The sequence below is a fragment of the Butyrivibrio proteoclasticus B316 genome (assembly GCF_000145035.1).
GTDB classification, from domain to species: domain Bacteria; phylum Bacillota; class Clostridia; order Lachnospirales; family Lachnospiraceae; genus Butyrivibrio; species Butyrivibrio proteoclasticus.
Genome location: NC_014387.1, coordinates 1,833,421 through 1,855,290 on the forward strand (window position 1 = coordinate 1,833,421; position 21,870 = coordinate 1,855,290).

Here is a 21,870-nt window from a genome sequence, read left to right on the forward strand (position 1 = left end):
AATTTATAATTATCAGACTCTTTCCCCTGTAAAATAGAATCCGTGGCAATTAGCCAATTTAACATCTACCATTTCGCCAATGAGTGATTCATCTCCCGGGAAATGGACAAGTGTATTATTACTAAGTCTTCCGGTAACAAGGCTGGAATCCTGTTCATTGACACTTTCAACAAGAACCTTCTCAGTAACTCCTGTAAGCTTCTCAGACTGCTTTCTGGCAGTCTCCTGAACGACCTTTAACAGTCTGTCAAAGTTCTCTTTAACTTCCTCTTCAGGAACCTGATCTGGGAACCCGGCAGCAGGAGTGCCTGTTCTCTTGGAATATATAAAGGTAAAGGCATTATCAAAAGAAGCCTTCTCAACTACATCTATTGTCTCGTCAACATCCGCAGGTGTTTCCCCCGGGAATCCTACGATGATGTCTGTTGTAATTGCAACATCAGGAAGTTTGGTCCTGATCTTATCTACAAGTGCAAGATATGAATCCTTGGTATACTTCCTGTTCATGCGGCGAAGGATTTCTGTGCTGCCTGACTGAAGAGGTAGATGAATGTGTCTTGCAATCTTGGGATTTCTCTCAATAACATCTAACAGTTCATCAGAAAAATCCTTGGGATGAGGAGTCATAAATCTGATTCTCTCAAGGCCTTCTACCTTGCAAACTTCTTCAAGAAGCTCAGGGAAGCTGATCTTATTAGGATCATCATCCTTAAAATCAAGGCCATAGGAATTAACATTCTGTCCCAGAAGCATAACTTCCTTAACTCCATCAGCCACAAGCTTCTCACACTCTCTGACTATATCTCTTGGAGATCTGCTCCTCTCACGTCCTCTTACATACGGAACGATGCAGTAAGTACAGAAATTATTGCATCCAAACATGATATTGACACCGGACTTAAAAGGATACTTACGAAGTACAGGAAGATCTTCAACAATCTTGTCTGTCTCTTTCCAGATATCAATTATCATTCTGTCAGATTCAAGGCAAGTGCATAAAAGCTCAGCAAATTTATAGATGTTGTGTGTACCAAAAATAAGATCAACAAATCTATAGCTCTTTTTGATTTTCTCAATAACAGTCTGTTCCTGCATCATGCATCCGCAAAGAGCAATCTTCATATGAGGATTTTTCTTTTTGAAATTACTGCAGGCACCAAGCCTTCCATAAACTCTCTGGTCTGCGTTATCTCTTACAGTACAGGTATTATATATTACAAAATCCGCATTCTCAGATTCAGATTCTTCATAACCCACAAGTCGCAGAATGGCAAGAAGCTTCTCAGAATCTCTCGCATTCATTTGGCAGCCAAAGGTTACAACACAGGCTGTAAGTTTTCTTCCAAGCTCTTTTTCCTTGTCGGAGACATAGTCTCTGGCCTTCTCAATAAACTCTAGCTGACGAAGACTCTCTGCATCTGTGATGTCATTTCTGTTACTATTTAATATATTTATTTCTTTATTCATTACAAAAACTCTTTCTTAATAATCAATTCCATATGCATTAACAATTCCAAGAAGAATATCTACTACCTTCCTCATTTCCTGAATTGAAGCATATTCATACTTACCATGATAGTTATAACCGCCTGTGCAAAGGTTAGGACATGGAAGTCCCTTATATGACAGAGCAGCTCCATCAGTACCTCCCCTGATAGGAGAATCAATAGGTGTAATGCCAAGTTCGATCATAACCTTCTTAGCATTATCAACAAGATGCATATGAGGACGGATCTTGTCAATCATGTTGTAGTACTGATCATGTACCTCAACATCAACAGTTCCTTCTCCATACTTCTTGTTAAGGAAATCACCTGCAGCCATAAACAATTCTTTTTTCTTTGCAAAAAGCTTCTCGTCGTGGTCTCTGATGATATATGAGGCTGTTGCGCTCTCAGTTCCGCCTTTCACCTCTGTCAGATGGAAGAAGCCTTCTCTTTTCTCTGTATACATTGGATTCTGAAATGCCGGAAGAAGTGAATGGAATTCATAGCACAAAAGAGCTGCATTGACCATTTTGTTCTTGGCATCTCCGGGATGAACGCTTCTGCCATGCACTGTAATATTACCTTCAGCAGCATTAAAGTTTTCATATTCAAGTTCGCCAAGTTTACCGCCGTCTACAGTATAAGCGTATTTGGCTCCAAATTTATCAATATCAAAAAATGCCGTTCCTGCGCCAATCTCTTCATCAGGAGTAAAGGCTATCTTGATCTCGCCATGCTTGATATCAGGATTTATCAAAAGAGTTTCTGCCATAGTCATAATTTCAGAAACTCCTGCCTTATCATCTGCTCCAAGAAGAGTTGTACCATCTGTTACTATAAGATCCTCTCCAATGTGATTAGACAGTTCCGGGAAATCCTTAGGTGATAAAACAACCTTCTCATCAGCATTAAGGACAATGTCCTTGCCATCGTAATTCTCTACAATTCTGGGGTTTACATCCTTGCCGCTCACTTCATCAGATGTATCCATATGAGATACAAAACCGATAGCAGGTCTATCCTTGCCATCATCAAGATTAGAAGGAATGCTGGCGTAAACATAACAGTGTTCCTTATCATAATAAACGTCTGAAGCACCTATCTGTGTAAGCTCTTCTGCAAGAAGCTTTGCAAGATCATGCTGCTTCATAGTTGATGGAGAAGTGCCTGTTGTATCATCAGACTGAGTGTCTATTTTCACATATCTGAGAAATTTTTCAATTACGTCTATTTTTGCCATTTTTCTTACTCCCTGTTTCTTTTCTCTTTTTATAATCAGGGTCGGTCTCGCTTATATAAATGCGGACGCTCCTGTCTCCTAATATATTAAAATCAGAATTTTGGGAAGAAAGCTTAACTCCCTCATATACTCCAGTATCTGATAAAAGGCTCCATCTAAGCCCTTCAGGTAACTTGGGAAGTGCAAATTCTGTTCTGTTCCAATGCATGTTGTAGCACACATAGATAAAAGGCTTATCAGAATCGTTACTCTTCTCATATAAGCCGCAATACAACATTCCCAGTACATGACTGTAACCTGAAAGATCAGGTCTCCAGGCTTCCTTTCCATGGCATGACATATCAGGATAACCGCAGGAAATATAATCCATAAGTCTGAAAGGTCTTCTGTTATGTAAGAAATCATTTGAAAAGCGAAGATCGATCAAAAATCTCACATAATCGTAAAAATCCTTATTCTTATCAAGAGCTTTCCAGTCGACCCATCCGATCTCATTATCCTGGCAATACGGATTATTGTTGCCTGCCTGGGAATTACCGAATTCTTCTCCTCCAAAAATCATTGGTGTTCCCTGTGCCATGAATAACATAGTCATAATGTTCTTCATCTGCTTTTTGCGCAGCTCCAGAATATTATGCTTTCTGGTACGGCCTTCAATTCCGCAATTCCAGCTAAGATTATTGTCTATTCCGTCCTTGTTATTCTCGCCGTTTTCCTCATTATGCTTGTGCTCATAAGCAACAAGATCAGCAAGTCTGAAACCTTCATAGTCACACACGTAATTGATAATGCCGTTATTGTTATCATTACTGATCATAACCTTCAAAAAGTCATTAACAGTATTATCATCGCTCTTTAAAAAGCGTCTTGTGGCATACATAAAGGAATTATTATATATCGCAAGAACCCTGTCATTAGGCGCTTCAGTCCCGTATATATCCCCGGTATCAAACCAGTCATACCATATCTTGGCATCTGTAAACAGAGGCTCCTTGACTATCTGTCTTATAGGAACTCTTACACCCTTTAAATGAAAACCATCAACATGATAAGTGCATCTCCAGAATCTCAAAGCATCTATGATAAGAGATTCATTCTCATTTTCATCAAAATAGAACTGCATAATAACTTCAATACCATTCTTATGAAGAATCTTGATGAAATTCTTAAATTCGTTTTCTGCGTCAAACGGACATTCGCAGAATGATGTTCTGGGTGCGAAATAAAAACCTTTTTTATACCCCCAGAAATTTATCTTTTTGGAGATATCTTTTTCATTTAAAAGGCTTCCATCCTTGGAATATACAACCTTATTGCCTTTTCCTGATACTTTTTTTACAGGATTTTCAACTTCATTCATCTCATAGGCAGGCATAAGTTCAAGTGTAGTAACACCAAGTTCCTTAAGGTACGAAAGCTTATCTATGATTCCTCCAAAAGTACCTCTTCTTGCAGATGCAACGCCGCTAGATGAACTCTTAGTATATCCCCTGACATTTAGCAGATATACAAAGCTGTTCTCATAAGGAACAAGAGGATTTACATCCCCTTCCCAGTCAAAACATGATGCAGAATGTGATTGAAGGGATTTATTATCGAGTTTAGCTCTGATCTCATTGTCAGGAACATCTTCGCCAAACTTCTCAAGGCCAATAACATGCCTTGCATATGGATCGCAAAAATAAGCATCATCAGCGTAATAATTGTAGGAATCGTACTCATCTATGTTCTTAATTCCTCTTATTCTTGCAGAATAAATAGTTCCCCTCTTAAGAGATTTAGAAAAAGAAATGCTCAGGCTGTCCATAATCCTGGCGCCGTCAGATTTATACAGCGTTATACCGCATTTCTTGTTATCAGTGAAAATTGCACGGACAACAAGGCTCTTATCATAATCAATATAACAGCCAAGAGGATATGGCTTCTCATTACAGATTTCAAACTTCCCGCTCATTTCTCATACTCCCAATCTTTCACATATGCCGTAATATTTTACCACAAAAAAGCTTTATATGCTAATAAACTATGCTATAATCGACATATACAGGAACATATTCCCGATAGGAGGCTTATAATATGGAATTTTCCAAGGTTGCAACCGAAATGAACACCAGAATAGAGAACGGTGAACAGGAAACAGTTGAAATCGAGCTTGATCATGGAGAAATCGTCAACTGCGCCATTATGATCGTGCTTACTGTTAATGATAAAGATTACATAGTTCTTTTACCTCTTGATAAAAATGGTCAAAACCATGATGGAAACGTATGGTTCTATGAATTTATCTGGGATGGATCTGATAAGGAGCCTGAACTTGGCTATATCAGCGATGATGCTGAGTATGAGGCTGTATCAGAGGCTTTTGATCTTTATCTTGATGATGTTGAGTTCGATGAGCTTGTAGAACTTCCCGAAGAAGGACTTGATGGTGAAGAATGATCACCCTCCCATAAATGTCTGATAGGTCTTAGAAACCTTGTGGGCATCATTGGATTTTCTTTATTTCCGGTCAGATAAGACATTATGAGCGCTGATTTTGCCCTGGTCATACCGACATAGAGCATTCGGCGCTCTTCTTCTATCTGCTCATTTGTTACACAGCTTCTGCTGGGGATTATGCCTTCGTTAAGTCCGGGCAGCCACACGATGTCAAATTCGAGCCCCTTTGAACCGTGCATAGTCATTAGTTTTACGCATTTCCCTTTATTTCCCGATTTAGCTTTTTTCTCACCAATACTGTTTTCCCTGATTTTATCAAGTTCCTTTAGAAACGTCTTATTATCCGCAATTTTCACAGAAAGCTCAGATAATTCGTCCAAAGCAGCCATATCTTTAGGAAACATCTTATCTATCCCAACTTCTTTTCTAAGAAACCTGATAGAAAGAGAGGGCCTCATATGTCCAAGCATATTTAATTGCCTGAAAAGCTTCTCAATTTCTTTTATTCTGTCGTAATTCCCCCTGTAATACTTAATGAGATCCGCCTCACATAAAGTGTCATTTGAAAGGGCGTTCCTGCTAATGTATCTGTTAGGATTATTCATTATCTTCAGGAAATATTCTCTCTTCTTTCCCTCATACACAAATTTGAGGTAATTCTCGCAAAGCCTGACACCCTGAGCTTCAACAAAAGAAACTGCGTGATCATCAAGGTTTGTTGGTATTCCGTACTGCTTGCACAGGTCCGCAAGAGCCAAGGCTTCAGAATTTGTCCTGAATATAAATGCTATAGAATCAAGTTTGTCCATGTTATCAGACAAAAATCTTATTATAGCTGCGCTTTGCTGCCTTTTATCAATGTATCTTCTGGGATAAACAAATCCGTCAGGGCTTCCTTCATTAGGCATTAAAGCCTTATTTAATCTGATCTTATTATCTTTAATCAACATATTCGATGCGTATAATATTCTTTTTGCGCATCTATAATTCACATTGAGATTAATAATCTTTGGATCGAGCCCCTCAAATTCTGCTGTAAACTTCTGCATTATCCCGGGATCTGATCCTCTAAAGCCATATATAGACTGATCATCATCTCCAACAACAAAAAGATTATTAGTAGCACACAACAATCTTACAACTTTGTACTGCATAAGATTTATATCCTGATATTCATCAATCAGAACATACTCAAATCTTCTGCTCCAGGTATCAAGTAATCTCTTATCTCTTTTTAGAAGTTCATAGCATTTCAGGATCATATCATCAAAATCAACCATGCCAAATTCCGTCAAAAGGGAATTATATTCTCTGAATATTTCTTCGAAATAATTGGAAAAAGGTATATTTTGGAGGTGCTCCCCCGCCTTTGCTCCTGTGTTTTTAATTCTCGAAATTTCGGATATGATATCCCCTATCATTTCTATGGCATCAAGACTTTCCTGTTTATCTATATTATGAATTGAAGAAAGCTTTAATATGATGTCCTTGACAAATCGGTACTTATCTTTCTCACTTGCTATTTTAAATTTATTAGATGGATTCGATTGACGAATTATCTGATAAAAAACAGAATGAAATGTGCCAAAACACACTTCAGGATAAAGAGAATCAGTGATCTTATAGAATCTGTGCTGCATTTCAATAGCTGCAGCTTTAGTAAAAGTAATGACTAAAACTGATGAAGGATCTACTGAACATTCTTCAATCAAATGTCTTAGTCTTTCAACTATAACAAAAGTTTTGCCGCTCCCTGGCCCTGCAAGTACCATTGCAGGGCCATCTTTATGGAGTATAGCCTCCATTTGAGCGGCATTACCTTTTATATTATTTCTCAAGAAGTGCAATACTCTTCTTAATACGAGATATTGTCTCGTCCTTACCGATTACTTCCATGAGTTCAGTAGCTCCACATGGAGTCATCTCCTTGCCGCATACAGCAATTCTTACAGGCCAGAGAACATATCCGTTCTTGTACTCGTGACCCTTGATATAATCTGATAAAAGAGCAAACAGTGAATCGTTTGTATAATCATCATGTGCCTCAAGAAGTGGAAGTACTTCTTTAAGTACAGCAAGTGATGTCTCCTCATTTGTCTTCATCTTCTTATGAGCAAAAATAGCTGTATCATAATCAGGAAGCTCATTGAAGAAATCAACCATTCCTTCGATATCAGGGAATATCTCAATCCTGGTCTTGACCATAGCTGCGATCTTGCGCATCTTGCTCTCGTCAGCCTTAAGATTTGGATTAGTGATAGCCTTATCAAGATAAGGTTTAGCCATCTCAAAGAACTTATCCTCGTCCATAGCCTTTAAATACTCACCGTTCATCCATTTAAGCTTGGTGAAATCAAAAACAGCCGGTGATTTATTGATACGTGTATAGTCAAACTTCTTAATAAGGTCTTCAAGGCTCATGATTTCCTGGTTATCATCAGGTGACCAGCCAAGAAGTGCAACAAAGTTAACAACTGCTTCTGCAATAAAGCCCTGATCAATAAGATCCTCGAATGATGAATGTCCGCTTCTCTTAGAAAGCTTGTGATGCTCTTCATCTGTGATAAGTGGGCAGTGAATATACTTGGGAACTTCCCATCCAAATGCATCGTACAGTCTGTTGTATTTAGGTGATGATGAAATATACTCATTACCACGAACAACATGAGTGATACCCATAAGATGATCATCAACAACGTTTGCAAAATTGTATGTCGGATAGCCGTCTGACTTGATAAGGATCATGTCATCAAGCTCTTTGTTCTCAACAGTTACATCGCCATAGAGCTCATCATGGAATGTAGTTGTTCCATCAGTAGGATTATTCTGTCTGATAACGAATGGCTTACCCTCTGCAAGATTCTTCTCAACTTCCTCTTTAGACAAATGGAGGCAGTGCTTGTCATATACACTGATCTGTTTCTTGCCGCCATTGCCATCATCTATCTCCTGTACAAGAGTAGCAAGTCTCTCCTCATCGCAGAAACAGTAATAAGCCTCGCCTTTTTCTACAAGTTCCTTGGCATACTGCATATAGATGCCGGCTTTCTGTCTCTCGCTCTGAACATAAGGACCAACAGGGCCGCCGATGTCAGGACCTTCGTCATGAACAAGTCCTGTATCCTTGAGAGTCTGATATATGATCTCAGTAGCACCCTCAACAAAACGCTCCTGGTCAGTATCCTCAATTCTAAGGATATAATCTCCTCCCTCATGCTTAGAAATAAGATAAGCATAAAGAGCTGTTCTCAAATTTCCTACATGCATACGTCCTGTTGGACTTGGTGCATACCTGGTACGAATCTTCATTTCAAATCTCCTAAATAATTATTATATGATGCTGATGTCAAAAGAATTCATGACACCAATTATAGTAAAAAAATAACTTGAATGTATCATCAGACACAATCTCTACTTATATCACAATAATGAGATAGTGTCAAAAACAAGCCACAAAAATAATGACTCAAAAAATGCTTAGATTTATTTGGTTCCTGTAGATCCAAATCCGCCTCTGTCAGCGCCTGTAAGATGCTCGCACTCTTCAAAATCAATGTGGGGCTGATTCTCCATGATCCTAAACTGGCAGATACGATCATTAAAGCCAATATGAGTATCTCTCATTGCAATAACAGGCATGAACCACTGATCGTTATCTCCACAGTAGGAATGATCAATTATCCCCATACTATTAGCCTGGATAACTCCAAAATTCTTAAAGGTAGAGCTCCTTGGAACAACATGAGCTTCATAGCCTTCAGGAATCTCCATTGCTACTCCGAGAGGAATAAGCTTAAATTCTCCCTGCTTAAGATCAATATCTTCAGCACTTCTAAGGTCAATCCAGTCAGATTTACCGTCTATATACTGAAGCTTCTCAATTTTGTCGTTAAAATATTTGATTTTTACTTCTCTTTTCATTTCTTTCCCCATTGTTTTAATATGTATTTTCTATATTAACACAAAAGAGCTAAAAATATTTATATCTTCATAGTATAAAATATAAAAACATTTTACCTGATACTTTTTTGACACAATTAAGAAGATTTTCTGCACCAAAATCCTCATGATAACAGAAAATCTTCTTAGTTTTTCTTCTATTAAATTATCTGTAGAACTCTGTTACTGTCTCGCCCTTTGATCCAAGAGGAATCTCATGGTCAAGTCCGACAAATCTGCCAGTCTTTGAATCAGACCAAAGAGTCTTTTTCATCATATTATACTTGGCAGCATCCCATGTAACCCAGTCTCCTTCAAGAAGTCCGCCTGTGTCACCGGAGTTGGGGTTGATGCACCAGAAAGTATGATTGATTTTGTTCTTGGCAATGAAATTAGCCATTATATTAAGGTACTTCTCATTGCTTCCACCATCCATAAATCCGCCCCATTCACCGATTAGAATAGGAGCTATCTGCTGATCCTGAAGATAGAACCAGTTGTCATACCAAACATCAGCAAGAAGTGTCTTTTCAGAAAAATCTTTTTTAAACCATGACTGCTCATATACAAGTGGGCCATAGTCATGTGGTGAATAAACAAGCTGACTCTGATATGCTCCAAGGTCTACAGGAAGGTCCCCTGCAAGTCTTAAATTTCCTCCCCACCAGTCGCCATAGTATTTGAGCTGATCCTCTGTTGCATTTGGATCCTGGGTTCCTGAATTATAGTCAAATCCCGGTCTTGGTGTTTCCTCAATGCCTTCTACCATGATAAGAAGGTTAGGATTGATTGCAAGAATTGCCTTGCCACAGCGGCTTGCTGCATATCTCCAGTTATTCTCATCTGTTGAGTTATCCCACTTGGCTGAAACTTTTTCAGACTGGGAGAACTTACCGTGAGGCTCATTCTTAAGATCGCAGGCAATGATCGTATCATCGTTCTTGTATTCATTTACAAACCATGTCCATCCATCGATCCAGTCCTGTGTAGTAAAGCCATTTGGACCATACCATACGTTATAATTATGGCCTGAATTATTGGCATCTGCACTATGGCAGTCCATCATAACCTTGATACCGTTTTCTTTACATAATGCAAGGAAAACATCAAATACTTCTCTTGATCCCATATCAGAGCCATCAGCTCTTTTAAGTTCAGGATTGGCATATGAGTTAATATTTACTTTGACGTTTTTGCCAGACTTCCATTCAAAAAGAAGTTCAGTAGAAATTGGTACTCGAACAAGGTTAATACCATGATCTGCCATGCCTTCTACAACATCTGTCATATTGGCACTCCAAAGACCATGAAATACTCTCTCTGAGCAGTTAAAACCAAACCAGTTGGCACCTGTTAAATAAACCTCATGTCCATATTTGTCATATATTCTGCCGCCCTTTGCATGAAGCCAGTCATCACCTGTAACTGCATCTCCCTGATGAGGATCAGGTGTTGGTGTTGGATCTACAGGTGTTGGATCCGGATCTACCGGTGTCGGGTCAGGATCAACCGGCGTCGGATCTGGGTCTACAGGAGTTGGATCCGGGTCAACCGGTGTTGGATCAGGATCTACAACCTCTCCGCCACCACTTATACTGCCACTTGTCAATATTTCTATACTGTTTCCAACATGACCTGAGCCTTGGATTCCAAATTCTACTGCCTGTCCGGGTTCTATAGTCTTATTCCACTCCATAGGACTTATCTCGTAATAGTTTCCATTTTCTGTTATTTTTACGTTCCAGCTAGAATCTATTGAAACATCATTTTTATTAACCTTTAATGCCCAGTTATCTGCACGTTTAGTTGTAGCATTTTTAACTTTAATAAGAACCTGATAGCCTGAGCCCCAGTTATTAATGGTATATTCAGTTGTTAAATTTGTTTCAAAAGAGGCATTTACCTGTGTATTTGCAGCATATACATCAAGAGTAGTCAAACCAGAACCTGCAACAAGTACAGCTGAAAGTGTACCTATAAGTGCCTTACTGCAAAAGCTTTTTATACTTTTTCGCATCTATAAAACTCCTCCAAAAAACTTTTAGGAAAAATCAGAGCCAAGTGAAAAAACTCATGCTTGGCTCTGATATAATTAGCTTAAAATTCTCATGTCTTAAAATTACTTGCCTTCAGCAATGATCTCTACTGTATTTCCAATATGGCTTGATCCCTGAATACCAAATTCAGTTGAACCGCCTGGTTCAAGAGAAGCATTCCATGACATTGGAGTAATAATATAGTAGTTAGAATCTTCGTCGACGTTTACGCACCAGCTTGAGTCAATTCCTACATCATTCTTATTAACCTTAAGTGTCCAGGAATTAATCCTTGATGCTGAATCATTCTTAACCTTGATGAGAACCTGATAACCTGAACCCCAGTTATTAAGTGTATACTCAGCAGTAACTTCGCCAGTAACAACTGGTGTTGGATCCGGGTCAACCGGTGTTGGATCCGGGTCAACCGGTGTTGGATCTGGATCAACCGGTGTTGGATCTGGATCTACTGGTGTTGGGTCTGGATCTACCGGTGTCGGATCTGGATCTACTGGTGTCGGATCTGGATCTACTGGTGTTGGATCTGGATCTACGATAACAACTGGATCAGGAGCAACAAAGCCTTCACCAAGAACAAGTGTAGAACCTTCAAACAACTGCATACCATCAGGTGTAGTCATCTGATTGTTGCTTGTTCCGCCAAGTCCCTTTACGCAAGGGCTGTTTGAATAATCCCACTTACCAGGAGCTGTGAATCTGATCTGAAGCTCGCACTTACACTCACTCTGTCCGCCAGGATAGATCTGAGCACCGGCAAGGTTAACATCTACATAGTAGATTCCATCTTTATCTGACTTCTTAAACTCAGAAATATTAACCTTGTGCTGCATATATGTAGTAGAAATCTTCATATCAGAAGCACTGTAGCCCTGTGCCAAAACATCACTAAGGTCAAAGAACATACGAAGTGTTAAGTTATCTGTTACTCTTGCAGGCCAAGCTGTATGGTTCTCAATAACAGCCTTGATCTCTACAAAGTTGATCTTGTTATTCTTATCCTGAGCATTGATGCCGGCTCTAAGAACAAACTCTTTTCCGTCTGTGTTCTCGATAGCTGATGGTGTTGTAACAGCGCCAAATCCATTCTTCTCATAAAGATAAGCACATGCACCTGTGAATCCAGCATTGTAATCGCAAGCAACTTCGTTTGCCTGATAATCTGAACGAACATCCTTGTAAGAATCATTAGCTGAACCAGGTCCGCCAACGATAGCACCAACAAGTGTATGTCTTGAATTCTCAGGCTCTGCATTTAAGTTATTTGACCAGCAACCATGAGCAGCTCTGTGGTGAGGATTCTTAGGTGACTGTGAGTTGTAGCCAACCATGAAATTCTGACCATTGCTTCCAAGTGTATAATTGATAGTTCTCTCAATATAAGCGTTAGCGCCCTCAATGTGCTGTCTGTCAGCCTTCTCAAGTCCTAAATAAATAGTATCGATGAAAGCCTGGTTACAAGCATAACGTACGCTTCCCCATTCACTAAGGAATGAAAGTCCACCAGGAGTAATTGTTACAGGATTTGATCCCTTAAGTTTACCATTCCAGCAATCAATACTGTTCTCGATTGGTGTATAGTATTTATCTTTTCCTGTAAGTTCTGCAAGAAGAAGGCAAGCACCCATGTGTGTGTCATCCCAAGACATTGTCCATGAGTAAGCCATTTCTGTGCCGCCCTGGAACTCTGTTCCAAAATTCTCGGCATACTGTTCTGCTTTTTCAAGATAAGTCTTATCTCCAGTAGCTTTGTATAACCAGCAGCCTGCAAGTGAAAGCTCATCATAGAATCCACTGTAAGATGTATAGAATCCGCTTGCTGCTGTGTAACCTGCATCTGATTTTGCTCTCTCAGCCATGCCATACAATGTCTTGGCATGTGCAAGATACTCAGCACTTCTTGAAGGATCACTGTCCTTTAATACTAAAGATGCAACTGCCAATGATGCTGCGGCTTCACCAGTTACGCATGAACCACCGCCTGCAGATGTGTCATCAACCTTAAATGAAGGTCTGTCCATTTTAGCTTCAACAAGCTCAGGCGCACCCCAGAATCCATGATCCTTGCCACCATCACCTACCTGATAATAATAAGTTCTTGAATCAGGATTACACTTTACAAAGTAGTCATTAGCCCACTTGATGTCATGAAGCATCCATTTTGTCTGTCCTGATTTAGCATATGCTTCAGGGTTGTTGAGGTATGACCATCCAAGTACCATTGAAGAATAAGCCATAGGAAGATTGAACTTAACATTGTCACCTGCATCGTACCATCCACCGGTAAGATCAAGTCCATTGTCCTGTCCATCCTTAAGACCAGAATCTGCTCTCCAGTTTGTTCTTGATAAGGTTTCCTCTGAAAGCTTACCTGATTCCTGAAGCTGATAGAATAACAATGATTTAGCCAGCGCATCCCCATAATTATAATTACCAGCTGCCTTTACGCTGACTGACGGAAAACTAAGTCCTCCAATCACCATAAATGCTGATAATGAACTTACCAATGCTTTTTTGCAAAAAGCTTTAGTAACTTTATGCATAAAACACATTCCCTCCTTATATAGTTTAATTATTTAAACGATATCTGCGCGCTAGATATCATAAAAATCTACTTTGAGTTTCCGCGAAATGATGATAAACAGGCAGTTACAGAATTGTTACAATATTCGTAGTATTCTGAAAGCTTTTACATTTTTGCTATTTTTGCAAACATCTCTTGTAATTGTCAGTAAATTTCTACATTTATATTAGCTTAAACGTTTTAGATTGTAAATGTTTTTTAATATATTTTTAACTGATTTTTAATTTTTGTTACATTTTACTTAACACTTTTTCTTATTAAGTAGCGATATATTATCAACGAAAAAAGGATATCAGTTTTCGTAAACTGATATCCTTTTTAAACCAATTTTCGTTGTAAATATGCAATGTTGCCTAATTAATTAAATTATAGTTTTATGCCTGATTCTGTTTCTCTACCAAATGGTCTCCACAGTACTTTTGACGCAGCTTTGGCTTATCTATCTTGCCTGTGGCATTTCTGATGACATTATCAAAGATGATCTTCCTTGGTCTCTTATATCTCGGAAGGTCTACACAGAAGGCTTCAACCTCATCTTCTGTCAGAGTCATGCCCTCTTTTACCTGGATTATTGCTGCAGCAATCTCCCCAAGTCTTGGATCAGATAGTCCAATTACTGCTGCATCATGTATCTTGTCATTTTTCATAAGGAAATTCTCAATCTGGACAGGATACAGGTTCTCACCTCCGGAAATTATTACGTCTTTTTTACGATCGACCAGGAAAATAAAACCATCCTCGTCCTGTCTGGCCATGTCACCTGTAAAGAGCCATCCATTTTTGAGTATTTCATCTGTTGCTTCCTGATTCTTGTAATAGCAGACCATAACACCCGGGCCTTTTACGCAGAGCTCTCCAATTTCTCCCTGTGAAACAGGATTTCCATCTTCATCAACTATCTTGGTTTTCCAGCCATATCCGGGAACACCGATTGCGCCAACTTTATGAACATTCTCCATACCAAGGTGAACACAGCCAGGGCCTGTAGACTCAGAAAGACCATAGTTAGTGTCATATTTATGATGAGGAAAATACTCAAGCCAGTGTCTTACAAGGCTTGGTGGAATAGGCTGCGCACCAATGTGCATCAATCTCCATTGTGAGAGCTTGTAATCTTCTATTTTAATTTTCCCGCTGTCAAGAGCAGCCAGAATATCCTGTGCCCATGGAACAAGAAGCCAGACTATCGTGCAATGCTCTTCCGAAACAGCCCTGAAAATTGATTCAGGTGAATTTCCTTTTAAAAGAACTGCTCTGCTACCTGTATAAAGAGAACCAAACCAGTGCATCTTGGCTCCAGTATGATAAAGAGGAGGAATGCATAAAAAGCAGTCGCTGTGAGTAGTTTCATGATGCATTGCTTCCATCTTGGCAGACTGCATAAGAGCAGTATGAATATGCAAGATAGCCTTTGGAAAGCCCGTAGTACCGGAAGAAAAATAAATAGCTGCATCATCGCTGTCTTCAATAAGCACTCTCGGAGCTATAGATGAAGCATTGGAAACCTGCCTGTAATAATCTTCTGCAAATGGCGGGCACTGATCCCCAACATAAAAAAGAAGCATTTCTTTTTTTAGCTTTTCTGCGATGTTCTCAATACGTCCTATAAATTCAGGTCCATAGAACAAAACCTCGGAATCAGAAGCTTTTAAGCAATAATCAATTTCTTCTGAATCAAATCTGAAATTAAGAGGAACAGCTATGGCTCCTGATTTTAGAATACCAAAATAGATAGGCAGCCATTCAAGGCAGTTCATCAGCAAGATCGCACATTTCTGCCCTTTCTTTATTCCTCTGTCCATAAGCATGTTGGCAACTCTGTTTGCCTTTTCGTCAAATACAGACCAGGTTATCTGCCTTCTGTAGTATGAACTTGAAGTTGGTTGAATAAGCTCATATTCTTTCCAGGTAACCCTCTGTTCTTCCTTTATCTCGGGGTTGATCTCAACAAGAGCAACCTCATCCCCATATAGTTTACTATTCCTTTCAAGTAAATCTGTAATCGGCATTTTATTGTAATCTCCCTCTTGTACGCTTTAAAGTACTAAAGTATAGTATATACAATTATTAAAGAAAGGTCAAACTATATTCACAACACAACAATAAATGATTATTATATCTTGATTTTGTTTGATAATTTTATTATTCTAGTATAAGTATCACTTTAGCACTTTAAATCGCAAACATATTTTGTGGTTTGCTAATTTCGGAATTAAAATATAAGTGTGTACGTAAAAAAGGTTGGTAGGAGGAAATATTAATGAGTTTTGATAACTGTAAGCAGCTCATGCTTGGCAATAAGGCAGTTGCCCGCGGGCTTTTCGAAGCCGGAGTCTGTTTTATCTCAAGTTATCCCGGAACTCCCAGTACCGAGGTAACTGAAGAAGCTGCTAAATATGATGAAATATACTGCGAGTGGGCGCCCAATGAGAAGGTAGCTATGGAATCTGCTTTTGGTGCTTCTCTCGCCGGTCGAAGAGCCTTTTGTGCTCAGAAGCACGTTGGTCTTAACGTTGCAGCAGATCCTCTTTATACAATGTCATACACAGGTGTCAATGCAGGCCTTGTTATTGTTGTTGCCGATGATGCAGGAATGCATTCATCTCAAAATGAACAGGATTCAAGACATCATGCAATTGCAGCCAAAGTGCCTATGATTGAGCCTTCAGATTCTGCAGAAGCACTTGAATATACTAAGCTTGCATATGAAATCTCAGAAAAGTTCGACACTCCTGTCCTTCTCAAAATGTGTACAAGAGTTGCTCATTCACAGTCAATTGTTGAGACCGGTGAAAGAATCGTTCCCGATAAACCTTATGAGAAAAACATAGCTAAATATGTCATGATGCCGGGTAATGCCAAAAAGCGTCACCCGATAGTTGAACAGCGTACAAAAGATCTGATAGCTTACGCTGAAAACTGTCCTCTTAACAGAGTTGAAATGGGTGATACCAAAATAGGTATTATCACCTGCTCTACATCCTATCAGTATGTAAAAGAAGTATTTGGCGAAAACGTAAGTGTATTAAAGCTTGGCATGACCAATCCTCTACCTGAAAAACTCATCAGGGATTTTGCAGCCAAAGTTGAAAAACTCTACGTTGTAGAAGAACTTGATCCAATTATTGAAAACCATGTTAAAGCTCTTGGACTGAAAGTAACAGGCAAAGACCTACTTCCAATATGTGATGAGTTTTCTCAAACACTCATAGCAAAAGCTTTTGGCTTGGAGACAGCAGACTCTTTTGCCCTCGAAGAAAATATACCAAACAGACCGCCTGTAATGTGCGCAGGCTGTCCTCACAGAGGGTTGTTCTACACTCTCAAAAAGAATAACTGTACTGTTCTTGGCGATATCGGTTGCTACACTCTTGGCGCAGTTCCTCCACTCGGAGCAATAGAGATGACACTTTGCATGGGGGCATCAATTGGAGCACTTCATGGTTTTAACAAGGTAAGAGGCGCAGAAAGTGAACATAAAACTGTAGCTGTTATAGGCGATTCTACATTCATGCACTCAGGTATGACCGGGCTTGCAAATGTTGCATATAACCAGTCTAATTCAACTATCATAATCGTTGATAACTCTATTACCGGAATGACAGGACATCAGCAGAACCCGACAACAGGCTATAACATTAAGGGCGATCCTGCCGGAAAGATCGATCTTGAAGCTCTGTGCAGAGCTATGGGCTTTGAACGAGTAAGAGTTGTTGATCCATATAATCTTGAAGAATGCGACAAAGTTCTCAAAGAGGAATTAGCAGCCAATGCTCCTTCTGTAATCATTTCCAGAAGGCCTTGCGCTCTTCTTAAATATGTTAAGCACAATCCTCCTCTTAAGGTAAATACTGATAAGTGCGTAGGCTGCAAATCCTGCATGAGAATTGGCTGTCCTGCTATTTCTATGAAAAATGGCAAGGCAAATATCGATACGACTCTTTGCGTAGGCTGCAATGTTTGTAGCCAGCTTTGTCCAGTAGGAGCATTTGAGTCTCCGGAAAGGAAGGCTTGATCAATATGGAAACTAAGAATATTATGATCGTTGGCGTTGGAGGACAGGGGTCTCTTCTTGCCAGTAAATTACTTGGACATCTTTTGCTTAATCAGGGATATGATGTCAAAGTATCTGAAGTTCATGGAATGAGTCAAAGAGGAGGCAGCGTTGTCACATACGTAAGATATGGTGATAAGGTCTACTCTCCTGTTATAGATAAAGGCGAAGCTGACTTCATTGTTTCTTTTGAAGCTCTCGAAGCAGCCAGATGGCTTCCATTTCTCAAAAAAGATGGACAGATTGTCACAAATACTCAGCAGATAGATCCAATGCCTGTTATCACAGGTGCTGCTGAATATCCTAAAAAGCTTATAAATAAATTAAAGGAAAGCGGCGCTAAAGTCGATGCGCTCGACTGCTTGTCACTGGCTACGGAAGCCGGTTCAGCAAAAGCTGTTAATATTGTCCTTCTCGGAAGACTCTCTCACTACTTTGACCTTCCGGAAGAAGCATGGATGAAATCACTAGAAGCCAATGTTCCATCCAAATTCCTTGAAATGAACAAAAAGGCTTTTGAGCTTGGAAAAAATCACGCTTAATACTTATTTACCAATAACTAACGAACATTTATGGGAAAAGTTTGCCGGGAGAATATCATGGAAAAATATTATCAACAGGATATAGAAACAGCATCCGAAGAAAAGCTTCGCGAAATACAGAGTCAAAAACTTGTAGAGCAGGTAAAACACGTTTGGGACAATGTTCCATATTATCGCAAAAAAATGGAAGAAAAAGGTATAACACCAGATGACATCAAATCTATAGATGATCTTCACAAGCTTCCCTTTCTCTCCAAAAAAGATTTAAGGGATGCATATCCCACAGGTCTTCTCGGTGTCCCTATGAAGGACTGTGTGCGTATTCATTCCACCTCCGGAACAACCGGAAAAAGAGTTGTAGCTTTTTATACTCAGGAAGATATTGATTTATGGGAAGATTGCTGTGCAAGAGCAATTGTAGCAGCAGGCGGAAGTAATGAGGACGTATGTCAGATAGCCTACGGATTCGGCTTGTTCACAGGTGGTGCCGGCCTAAACGGTGGCTCTCATAAAGTAGGATGTCTTACTGTCCCTATAAGTTCCGGAAACACTGACAGACAGATGATGTTTATCCAGGACCTGCAGGCTACTATCCTATGCTGTACTCCAAGCTATGCTGCTTACCTTTCTGAAAGATACAAGGAAGAAGGCTATAAGCCTGAAGACATTCCGTTAAAGGCTGGAATTTTTGGTGCAGAAGCCTGGAGTGAAGAAATGCGTACAGAAATTCAGAACACTCTTGGAATAAAAGCTTTTGATATCTACGGACTCACCGAATTATCCGGTCCCGGTGTTGCTTTTGAATGTTCGGCTCAGGATGGCATGCATATCAACGAAGATCATTTCATTGCCGAAATAATAGACCCTGAAACAGAAGAAGTTCTTCCTGAAGGATCACAGGGCGAGCTTGTGTTTACTGCAATAGACAAAAAAGCTTTTCCAATGCTCCGCTACAGAACTCGCGATATTTGTAAGCTTTCCAGAGGCAAGTGTTCCTGTGGAAGAACATTCATCAAAATGGCCAAGCCTATGGGACGTTCAGATGACATGCTTATAGTCAGAGGCGTTAATGTATTTCCAAGTCAGATTGAAACTGTTCTTATCAATAATGGTTATCCTGCAAATTATCAAATCGTCGTCGATCGTCAGAACAACACCGACTCTTTAGATGTTCAGGTTGAAATGACACCTGAGATGTTCACTGATAATGTAGGAGAAATAGAGGAACGCCAGAAAAAGCTTGCTGCTGACATGCATTCCATGCTTGGAATAAAGGTCAGAATATCTCTTCTTGCCCCTAAGTCAATTGCAAGAAGCGAAGGCAAAGCTATTCGCGTAATTGATAAACGTAAGATATAATGAAAGTGGAAATACATCCATCAAAAGCCGGCAAATATACTATTCGGTTTATACAAAAGGGAGAAAACAATGAGTATTAAACAAATATCAGTTTTTCTGGAAAACAAGCCTGGAACTCTCAAAAAGCTCACAAGTGTAATGGCAAAGAATAATATTGATATGCGTGCCACTTCGCTTGCAGAGACTAAAGACTTTGGAATTGCCAGGATCATTGTTGACGACGCATTAGAAGCAGTAAACACATTAAAAGATAATGACTTTGTTGCAAGCCTCACTCCTGTTCTTGCTATAGAAATACCAGATGAAGCAGGCGGACTGGATAAACTTCTCGAAGTATTTGCAGAGGCAGAAGTAAATATAGAATACATGTATGCCTTTCCCGGAAGAGGTACTTTAGGTCACGCATATATGATTTTCCGCGTAGGTGACACTAAAGCTGCAGAGGCAAAGCTTGCAGGCAAGGGACTTAAGCTTCTCACACAGGAAGACATTGCAAATATCTGATAACGTTCCTACTGAATATAAATAAATGTATTCTTTCTGAAAACAGATATTATCTTGCCAAGTGCAGAATAAATAAGTCCAAAGCAATATATAAATACAAGGGTGGCAGGTCTGGAACTAAAAGCAAAACATGCTATCGCAAGAGCTATATCAATGATTCCATGTGAAAGCTTTAGCTTCCAGGTCTTTGCCCCGTATTTTCTCGTTTCATTAACTCTAAGAACTTCTACAAGCCCTGAAAATCCATGAATCAGCGCAAGGTATATCAAAATATAGGTCTTTGGAAGATCATATAAAGTACTTGTAAATATACCTATATCAAGCAAAAAGATTCCTTGATAAAGAGACCTTTTCCCTCCAACCATAAATCTCGACAACGTAAAATAGTTATAAAGGCCTTTTATTCCGGCAGCAAGAAACGCTATAGAAATTATTAACAGAATGAATACATAGCCCATTTCAGGATATAATATCAAAATAATTGCCAGAGAAATAGACAAAAGAGCCATCGACAATGTAGTTATTTTTTGAAAACGCGTCATGCAGTCTCCTCTTTTCTTGGAATCCTGATTTCTTTGGTAAATCCCGCAAGTAAGTTCCCGGATTTAAATATTTCATTAGTAACCATGCCTTTATGGGCAATGGCACCCATTATAAATTTAGCAAGAAATGTATTATTTCTGTTTCGTTTATTCGATCTGACAAATTCATCAACATATTTTTCAAGATCAAAATCCGGTATCTCTTTTCCCGAAAGTTCTTCTCCGAATTTCTTCCAGTCATCGCAAGCATTGTGCTGTCTTTTTCTAAGTATATCGTCAATTCTATCCCTATATTCTTCTATTGCATCATAATCGTAAGTTTCCTTTTCAAATCTCTCTATTTTCCCATTCAGGTACTTAAGAGCTGTTATCATCTGAGTAAAGGCCATCATGTAATCAGATGGATTGTCTTTGATGATATCCTTATAGTCATTCCAGGCCGGTACATATCTATACTTCATGTAGGAATAGTCCGGAAGATGTCCTGCTCTCCCATGTCCAAGATTCATAACAGAATGTTCATTCCCCTGAAAAAGACTATTCGTAAATATTCCCTTTTCAAGATCGTCAGGAGCAGATGGATTATGCCTGAATTTTATCTTGCGTTCTACCTCTTTTTCTCCCTCATCAGCTTGCACAAATTCTGTAAACTCTGCCGTAGTATTGTTGATCACAAGTGATGGTGTTCCCGCAAAATTCATGTGCGCCCAGGTATCAGCAAGAACGTGCATGGCTATACCAACAGATTGAAGAGGCCTGTTTTTGGCAAGCTCAACTGTTTTAACAACTAAATCCCCATTAGGTCTGCAAATCAGCCTGTATCTCATCATATATCTCTTGGTTCTGTGTTCTTTTTGCGCATACAGATCATATGGTAAAAAATGAAACGAAGCCCATATCCTTGTTATCTCCTGCAAACCAATGACGTCAGTACGAGCATCCATCATCTCCAACTGTAGCTGAGTTGTAGCAGCAATGTGAGGAGCTTTTATCCTGTTCAAAAAGGTTTTGGAACAAAGATCCACGAGCTGAGCACTATAGGCTATATCAAGAGCCTGTTCATGCTCATATCCTGATATGATTGCAGCGCAATATGTGGCATAATAATGAAAATCTTCCTGCATAA

General features: G+C 39.4%; 16 protein-coding genes. 5 read left to right on the forward strand and 11 right to left on the reverse strand.

The annotated features are described in order from the left end of the window. Positions 1 to 12: 12 nt before the first annotated feature. The 3 genes from miaB to BPR_RS07595 are packed head-to-tail and all read right to left on the reverse strand — an operon-like array spanning position 13 to position 4,681. Positions 13 to 1,467: a tRNA (N6-isopentenyl adenosine(37)-C2)-methylthiotransferase MiaB gene (gene miaB, locus BPR_RS07585; protein ID WP_013280883.1), complete on the reverse strand. Its 1,455-nt coding sequence runs from the start codon at positions 1,465 to 1,467 to the stop codon at positions 13 to 15. Between the two features lie 15 nt (positions 1,468 to 1,482). Then, positions 1,483 to 2,727 (reverse strand): peptidase T, encoded by a 1,245-nt coding sequence (gene pepT / locus BPR_RS07590; protein WP_013280884.1) that lies wholly within the window; start codon positions 2,725 to 2,727, stop codon positions 1,483 to 1,485. Beyond that, positions 2,705 to 4,681: an alpha-amylase family glycosyl hydrolase gene (locus BPR_RS07595; protein ID WP_013280885.1), complete on the reverse strand. Its 1,977-nt coding sequence runs from the start codon at positions 4,679 to 4,681 to the stop codon at positions 2,705 to 2,707. The genes pepT and BPR_RS07595 overlap by 23 nt, the downstream gene beginning before the upstream one ends. 122 nt (positions 4,682 to 4,803) lie before the next feature. On the opposite strand from BPR_RS07595, the gene BPR_RS07600 reads away from it, so the two are divergent. Continuing rightward, positions 4,804 to 5,166: a DUF1292 domain-containing protein gene (locus BPR_RS07600; RefSeq protein ID WP_013280886.1), complete on the forward strand. Its 363-nt coding sequence runs from the start codon at positions 4,804 to 4,806 to the stop codon at positions 5,164 to 5,166. Here BPR_RS07600 and BPR_RS07605 read toward each other — a convergent pair. The 6 genes from BPR_RS07605 to BPR_RS07630 all read right to left on the reverse strand — a co-directional run bounded on the left by BPR_RS07605 (position 5,097) and on the right by BPR_RS07630 (position 15,752). After that, positions 5,097 to 6,971, reverse strand: a complete 1,875-nt coding sequence (locus BPR_RS07605) for an ATP-dependent helicase (RefSeq protein ID WP_143754276.1) — start codon at positions 6,969 to 6,971, stop codon at positions 5,097 to 5,099. The genes BPR_RS07600 and BPR_RS07605 overlap by 70 nt on opposite strands. Before the next feature lie 22 nt (positions 6,972 to 6,993). Then, positions 6,994 to 8,475 (reverse strand): glutamate--tRNA ligase, encoded by a 1,482-nt coding sequence (gene gltX / locus BPR_RS07610; protein ID WP_013280888.1) that lies wholly within the window; start codon positions 8,473 to 8,475, stop codon positions 6,994 to 6,996. Positions 8,476 to 8,649: 174 nt separating this feature from the next. Then, entirely contained in the window at positions 8,650 to 9,087 is a 438-nt protein-coding gene (locus BPR_RS07615) for a dUTP diphosphatase (RefSeq protein WP_013280889.1), read from the reverse strand. 184 nt (positions 9,088 to 9,271) lie between these two features. Beyond that, the gene (locus BPR_RS07620; protein ID WP_013280890.1) at positions 9,272 to 11,122 is read right to left on the reverse strand and encodes a cellulase family glycosylhydrolase; all 1,851 of its coding nucleotides are present in this window, start codon (positions 11,120 to 11,122) and stop codon (positions 9,272 to 9,274) included. A 102-nt stretch (positions 11,123 to 11,224) separates the two neighbouring features. Continuing rightward, on the reverse strand, positions 11,225 to 13,702 hold the full coding sequence (locus BPR_RS21030; protein WP_013280891.1) for a glycoside hydrolase family 9 protein: 2,478 nt from the start codon (positions 13,700 to 13,702) through the stop codon (positions 11,225 to 11,227). 415 nt (positions 13,703 to 14,117) lie between these two features. Further along, positions 14,118 to 15,752 carry a class I adenylate-forming enzyme family protein gene (locus BPR_RS07630; RefSeq protein WP_013280892.1) on the reverse strand — a complete coding sequence of 545 codons (1,635 nt, stop codon included), beginning with the start codon at positions 15,750 to 15,752 and terminating at the stop codon, positions 14,118 to 14,120. Between the two features lie 251 nt (positions 15,753 to 16,003). Here BPR_RS07630 and iorA point away from each other — a divergent pair, with 251 nt between their 5' ends. The 4 genes from iorA to BPR_RS07650 all read left to right on the forward strand — a co-directional run bounded on the left by iorA (position 16,004) and on the right by BPR_RS07650 (position 20,202). Further along, positions 16,004 to 17,758 carry an indolepyruvate ferredoxin oxidoreductase subunit alpha gene (gene iorA / locus BPR_RS07635; RefSeq protein ID WP_013280893.1) on the forward strand — a complete coding sequence of 585 codons (1,755 nt, stop codon included), beginning with the start codon at positions 16,004 to 16,006 and terminating at the stop codon, positions 17,756 to 17,758. A 5-nt stretch (positions 17,759 to 17,763) separates the two neighbouring features. Beyond that, complete coding sequence (locus tag BPR_RS07640) at positions 17,764 to 18,339, forward strand: indolepyruvate oxidoreductase subunit beta (RefSeq protein WP_013280894.1); 576 nt, start codon at positions 17,764 to 17,766, stop codon at positions 18,337 to 18,339. 57 nt (positions 18,340 to 18,396) lie between these two features. After that, positions 18,397 to 19,698, forward strand: a complete 1,302-nt coding sequence (locus BPR_RS07645) for a phenylacetate--CoA ligase family protein (RefSeq protein WP_013280895.1) — start codon at positions 18,397 to 18,399, stop codon at positions 19,696 to 19,698. A gap of 69 nt (positions 19,699 to 19,767) precedes the next feature. Next, positions 19,768 to 20,202: an ACT domain-containing protein gene (locus BPR_RS07650; protein ID WP_013280896.1), complete on the forward strand. Its 435-nt coding sequence runs from the start codon at positions 19,768 to 19,770 to the stop codon at positions 20,200 to 20,202. 8 nt (positions 20,203 to 20,210) lie between these two features. Here the strand turns inward: BPR_RS07650 and BPR_RS07655 are convergent, their stop codons facing one another. Together BPR_RS07655 and BPR_RS07660 are read right to left on the reverse strand one after the other, a co-directional pair. After that, positions 20,211 to 20,744, reverse strand: coding sequence for a DUF308 domain-containing protein (locus BPR_RS07655; RefSeq protein WP_013280897.1), 534 nt, complete (start codon positions 20,742 to 20,744; stop codon positions 20,211 to 20,213). Continuing rightward, complete coding sequence (locus BPR_RS07660) at positions 20,741 to 21,868, reverse strand: DUF6765 family protein (protein ID WP_013280898.1); 1,128 nt, start codon at positions 21,866 to 21,868, stop codon at positions 20,741 to 20,743. The genes BPR_RS07655 and BPR_RS07660 overlap by 4 nt, the downstream gene beginning before the upstream one ends. Positions 21,869 to 21,870: the final 2 nt, after the last annotated feature.

Coding starts and splice junctions, on each gene's coding strand:
- BPR_RS21030 (WP_013280891.1), bottom strand. CDS start 13,702: ATGCATAAAGTTACTAAAGCTTTTTGCAAAAAAGCATTGGTAAGTTCA.
- BPR_RS07630 (WP_013280892.1), bottom strand. CDS start 15,752: ATGCCGATTACAGATTTACTTGAAAGGAATAGTAAACTATATGGGGAT.
- BPR_RS07595 (WP_013280885.1), bottom strand. CDS start 4,681: ATGAGCGGGAAGTTTGAAATCTGTAATGAGAAGCCATATCCTCTTGGC.
- miaB (WP_013280883.1), bottom strand. CDS start 1,467: ATGAATAAAGAAATAAATATATTAAATAGTAACAGAAATGACATCACA.
- BPR_RS07640 (WP_013280894.1), top strand. CDS start 17,764: ATGGAAACTAAGAATATTATGATCGTTGGCGTTGGAGGACAGGGGTCT.
- gltX (WP_013280888.1), bottom strand. CDS start 8,475: ATGAAGATTCGTACCAGGTATGCACCAAGTCCAACAGGACGTATGCAT.
- iorA (WP_013280893.1), top strand. CDS start 16,004: ATGAGTTTTGATAACTGTAAGCAGCTCATGCTTGGCAATAAGGCAGTT.
- BPR_RS07645 (WP_013280895.1), top strand. CDS start 18,397: ATGGAAAAATATTATCAACAGGATATAGAAACAGCATCCGAAGAAAAG.
- BPR_RS07615 (WP_013280889.1), bottom strand. CDS start 9,087: ATGAAAAGAGAAGTAAAAATCAAATATTTTAACGACAAAATTGAGAAG.
- BPR_RS07620 (WP_013280890.1), bottom strand. CDS start 11,122: ATGCGAAAAAGTATAAAAAGCTTTTGCAGTAAGGCACTTATAGGTACA.
- pepT (WP_013280884.1), bottom strand. CDS start 2,727: ATGGCAAAAATAGACGTAATTGAAAAATTTCTCAGATATGTGAAAATA.
- BPR_RS07660 (WP_013280898.1), bottom strand. CDS start 21,868: ATGCAGGAAGATTTTCATTATTATGCCACATATTGCGCTGCAATCATA.
- BPR_RS07600 (WP_013280886.1), top strand. CDS start 4,804: ATGGAATTTTCCAAGGTTGCAACCGAAATGAACACCAGAATAGAGAAC.
- BPR_RS07655 (WP_013280897.1), bottom strand. CDS start 20,744: ATGACGCGTTTTCAAAAAATAACTACATTGTCGATGGCTCTTTTGTCT.
- BPR_RS07650 (WP_013280896.1), top strand. CDS start 19,768: ATGAGTATTAAACAAATATCAGTTTTTCTGGAAAACAAGCCTGGAACT.
- BPR_RS07605 (WP_143754276.1), bottom strand. CDS start 6,971: ATGGAGGCTATACTCCATAAAGATGGCCCTGCAATGGTACTTGCAGGG.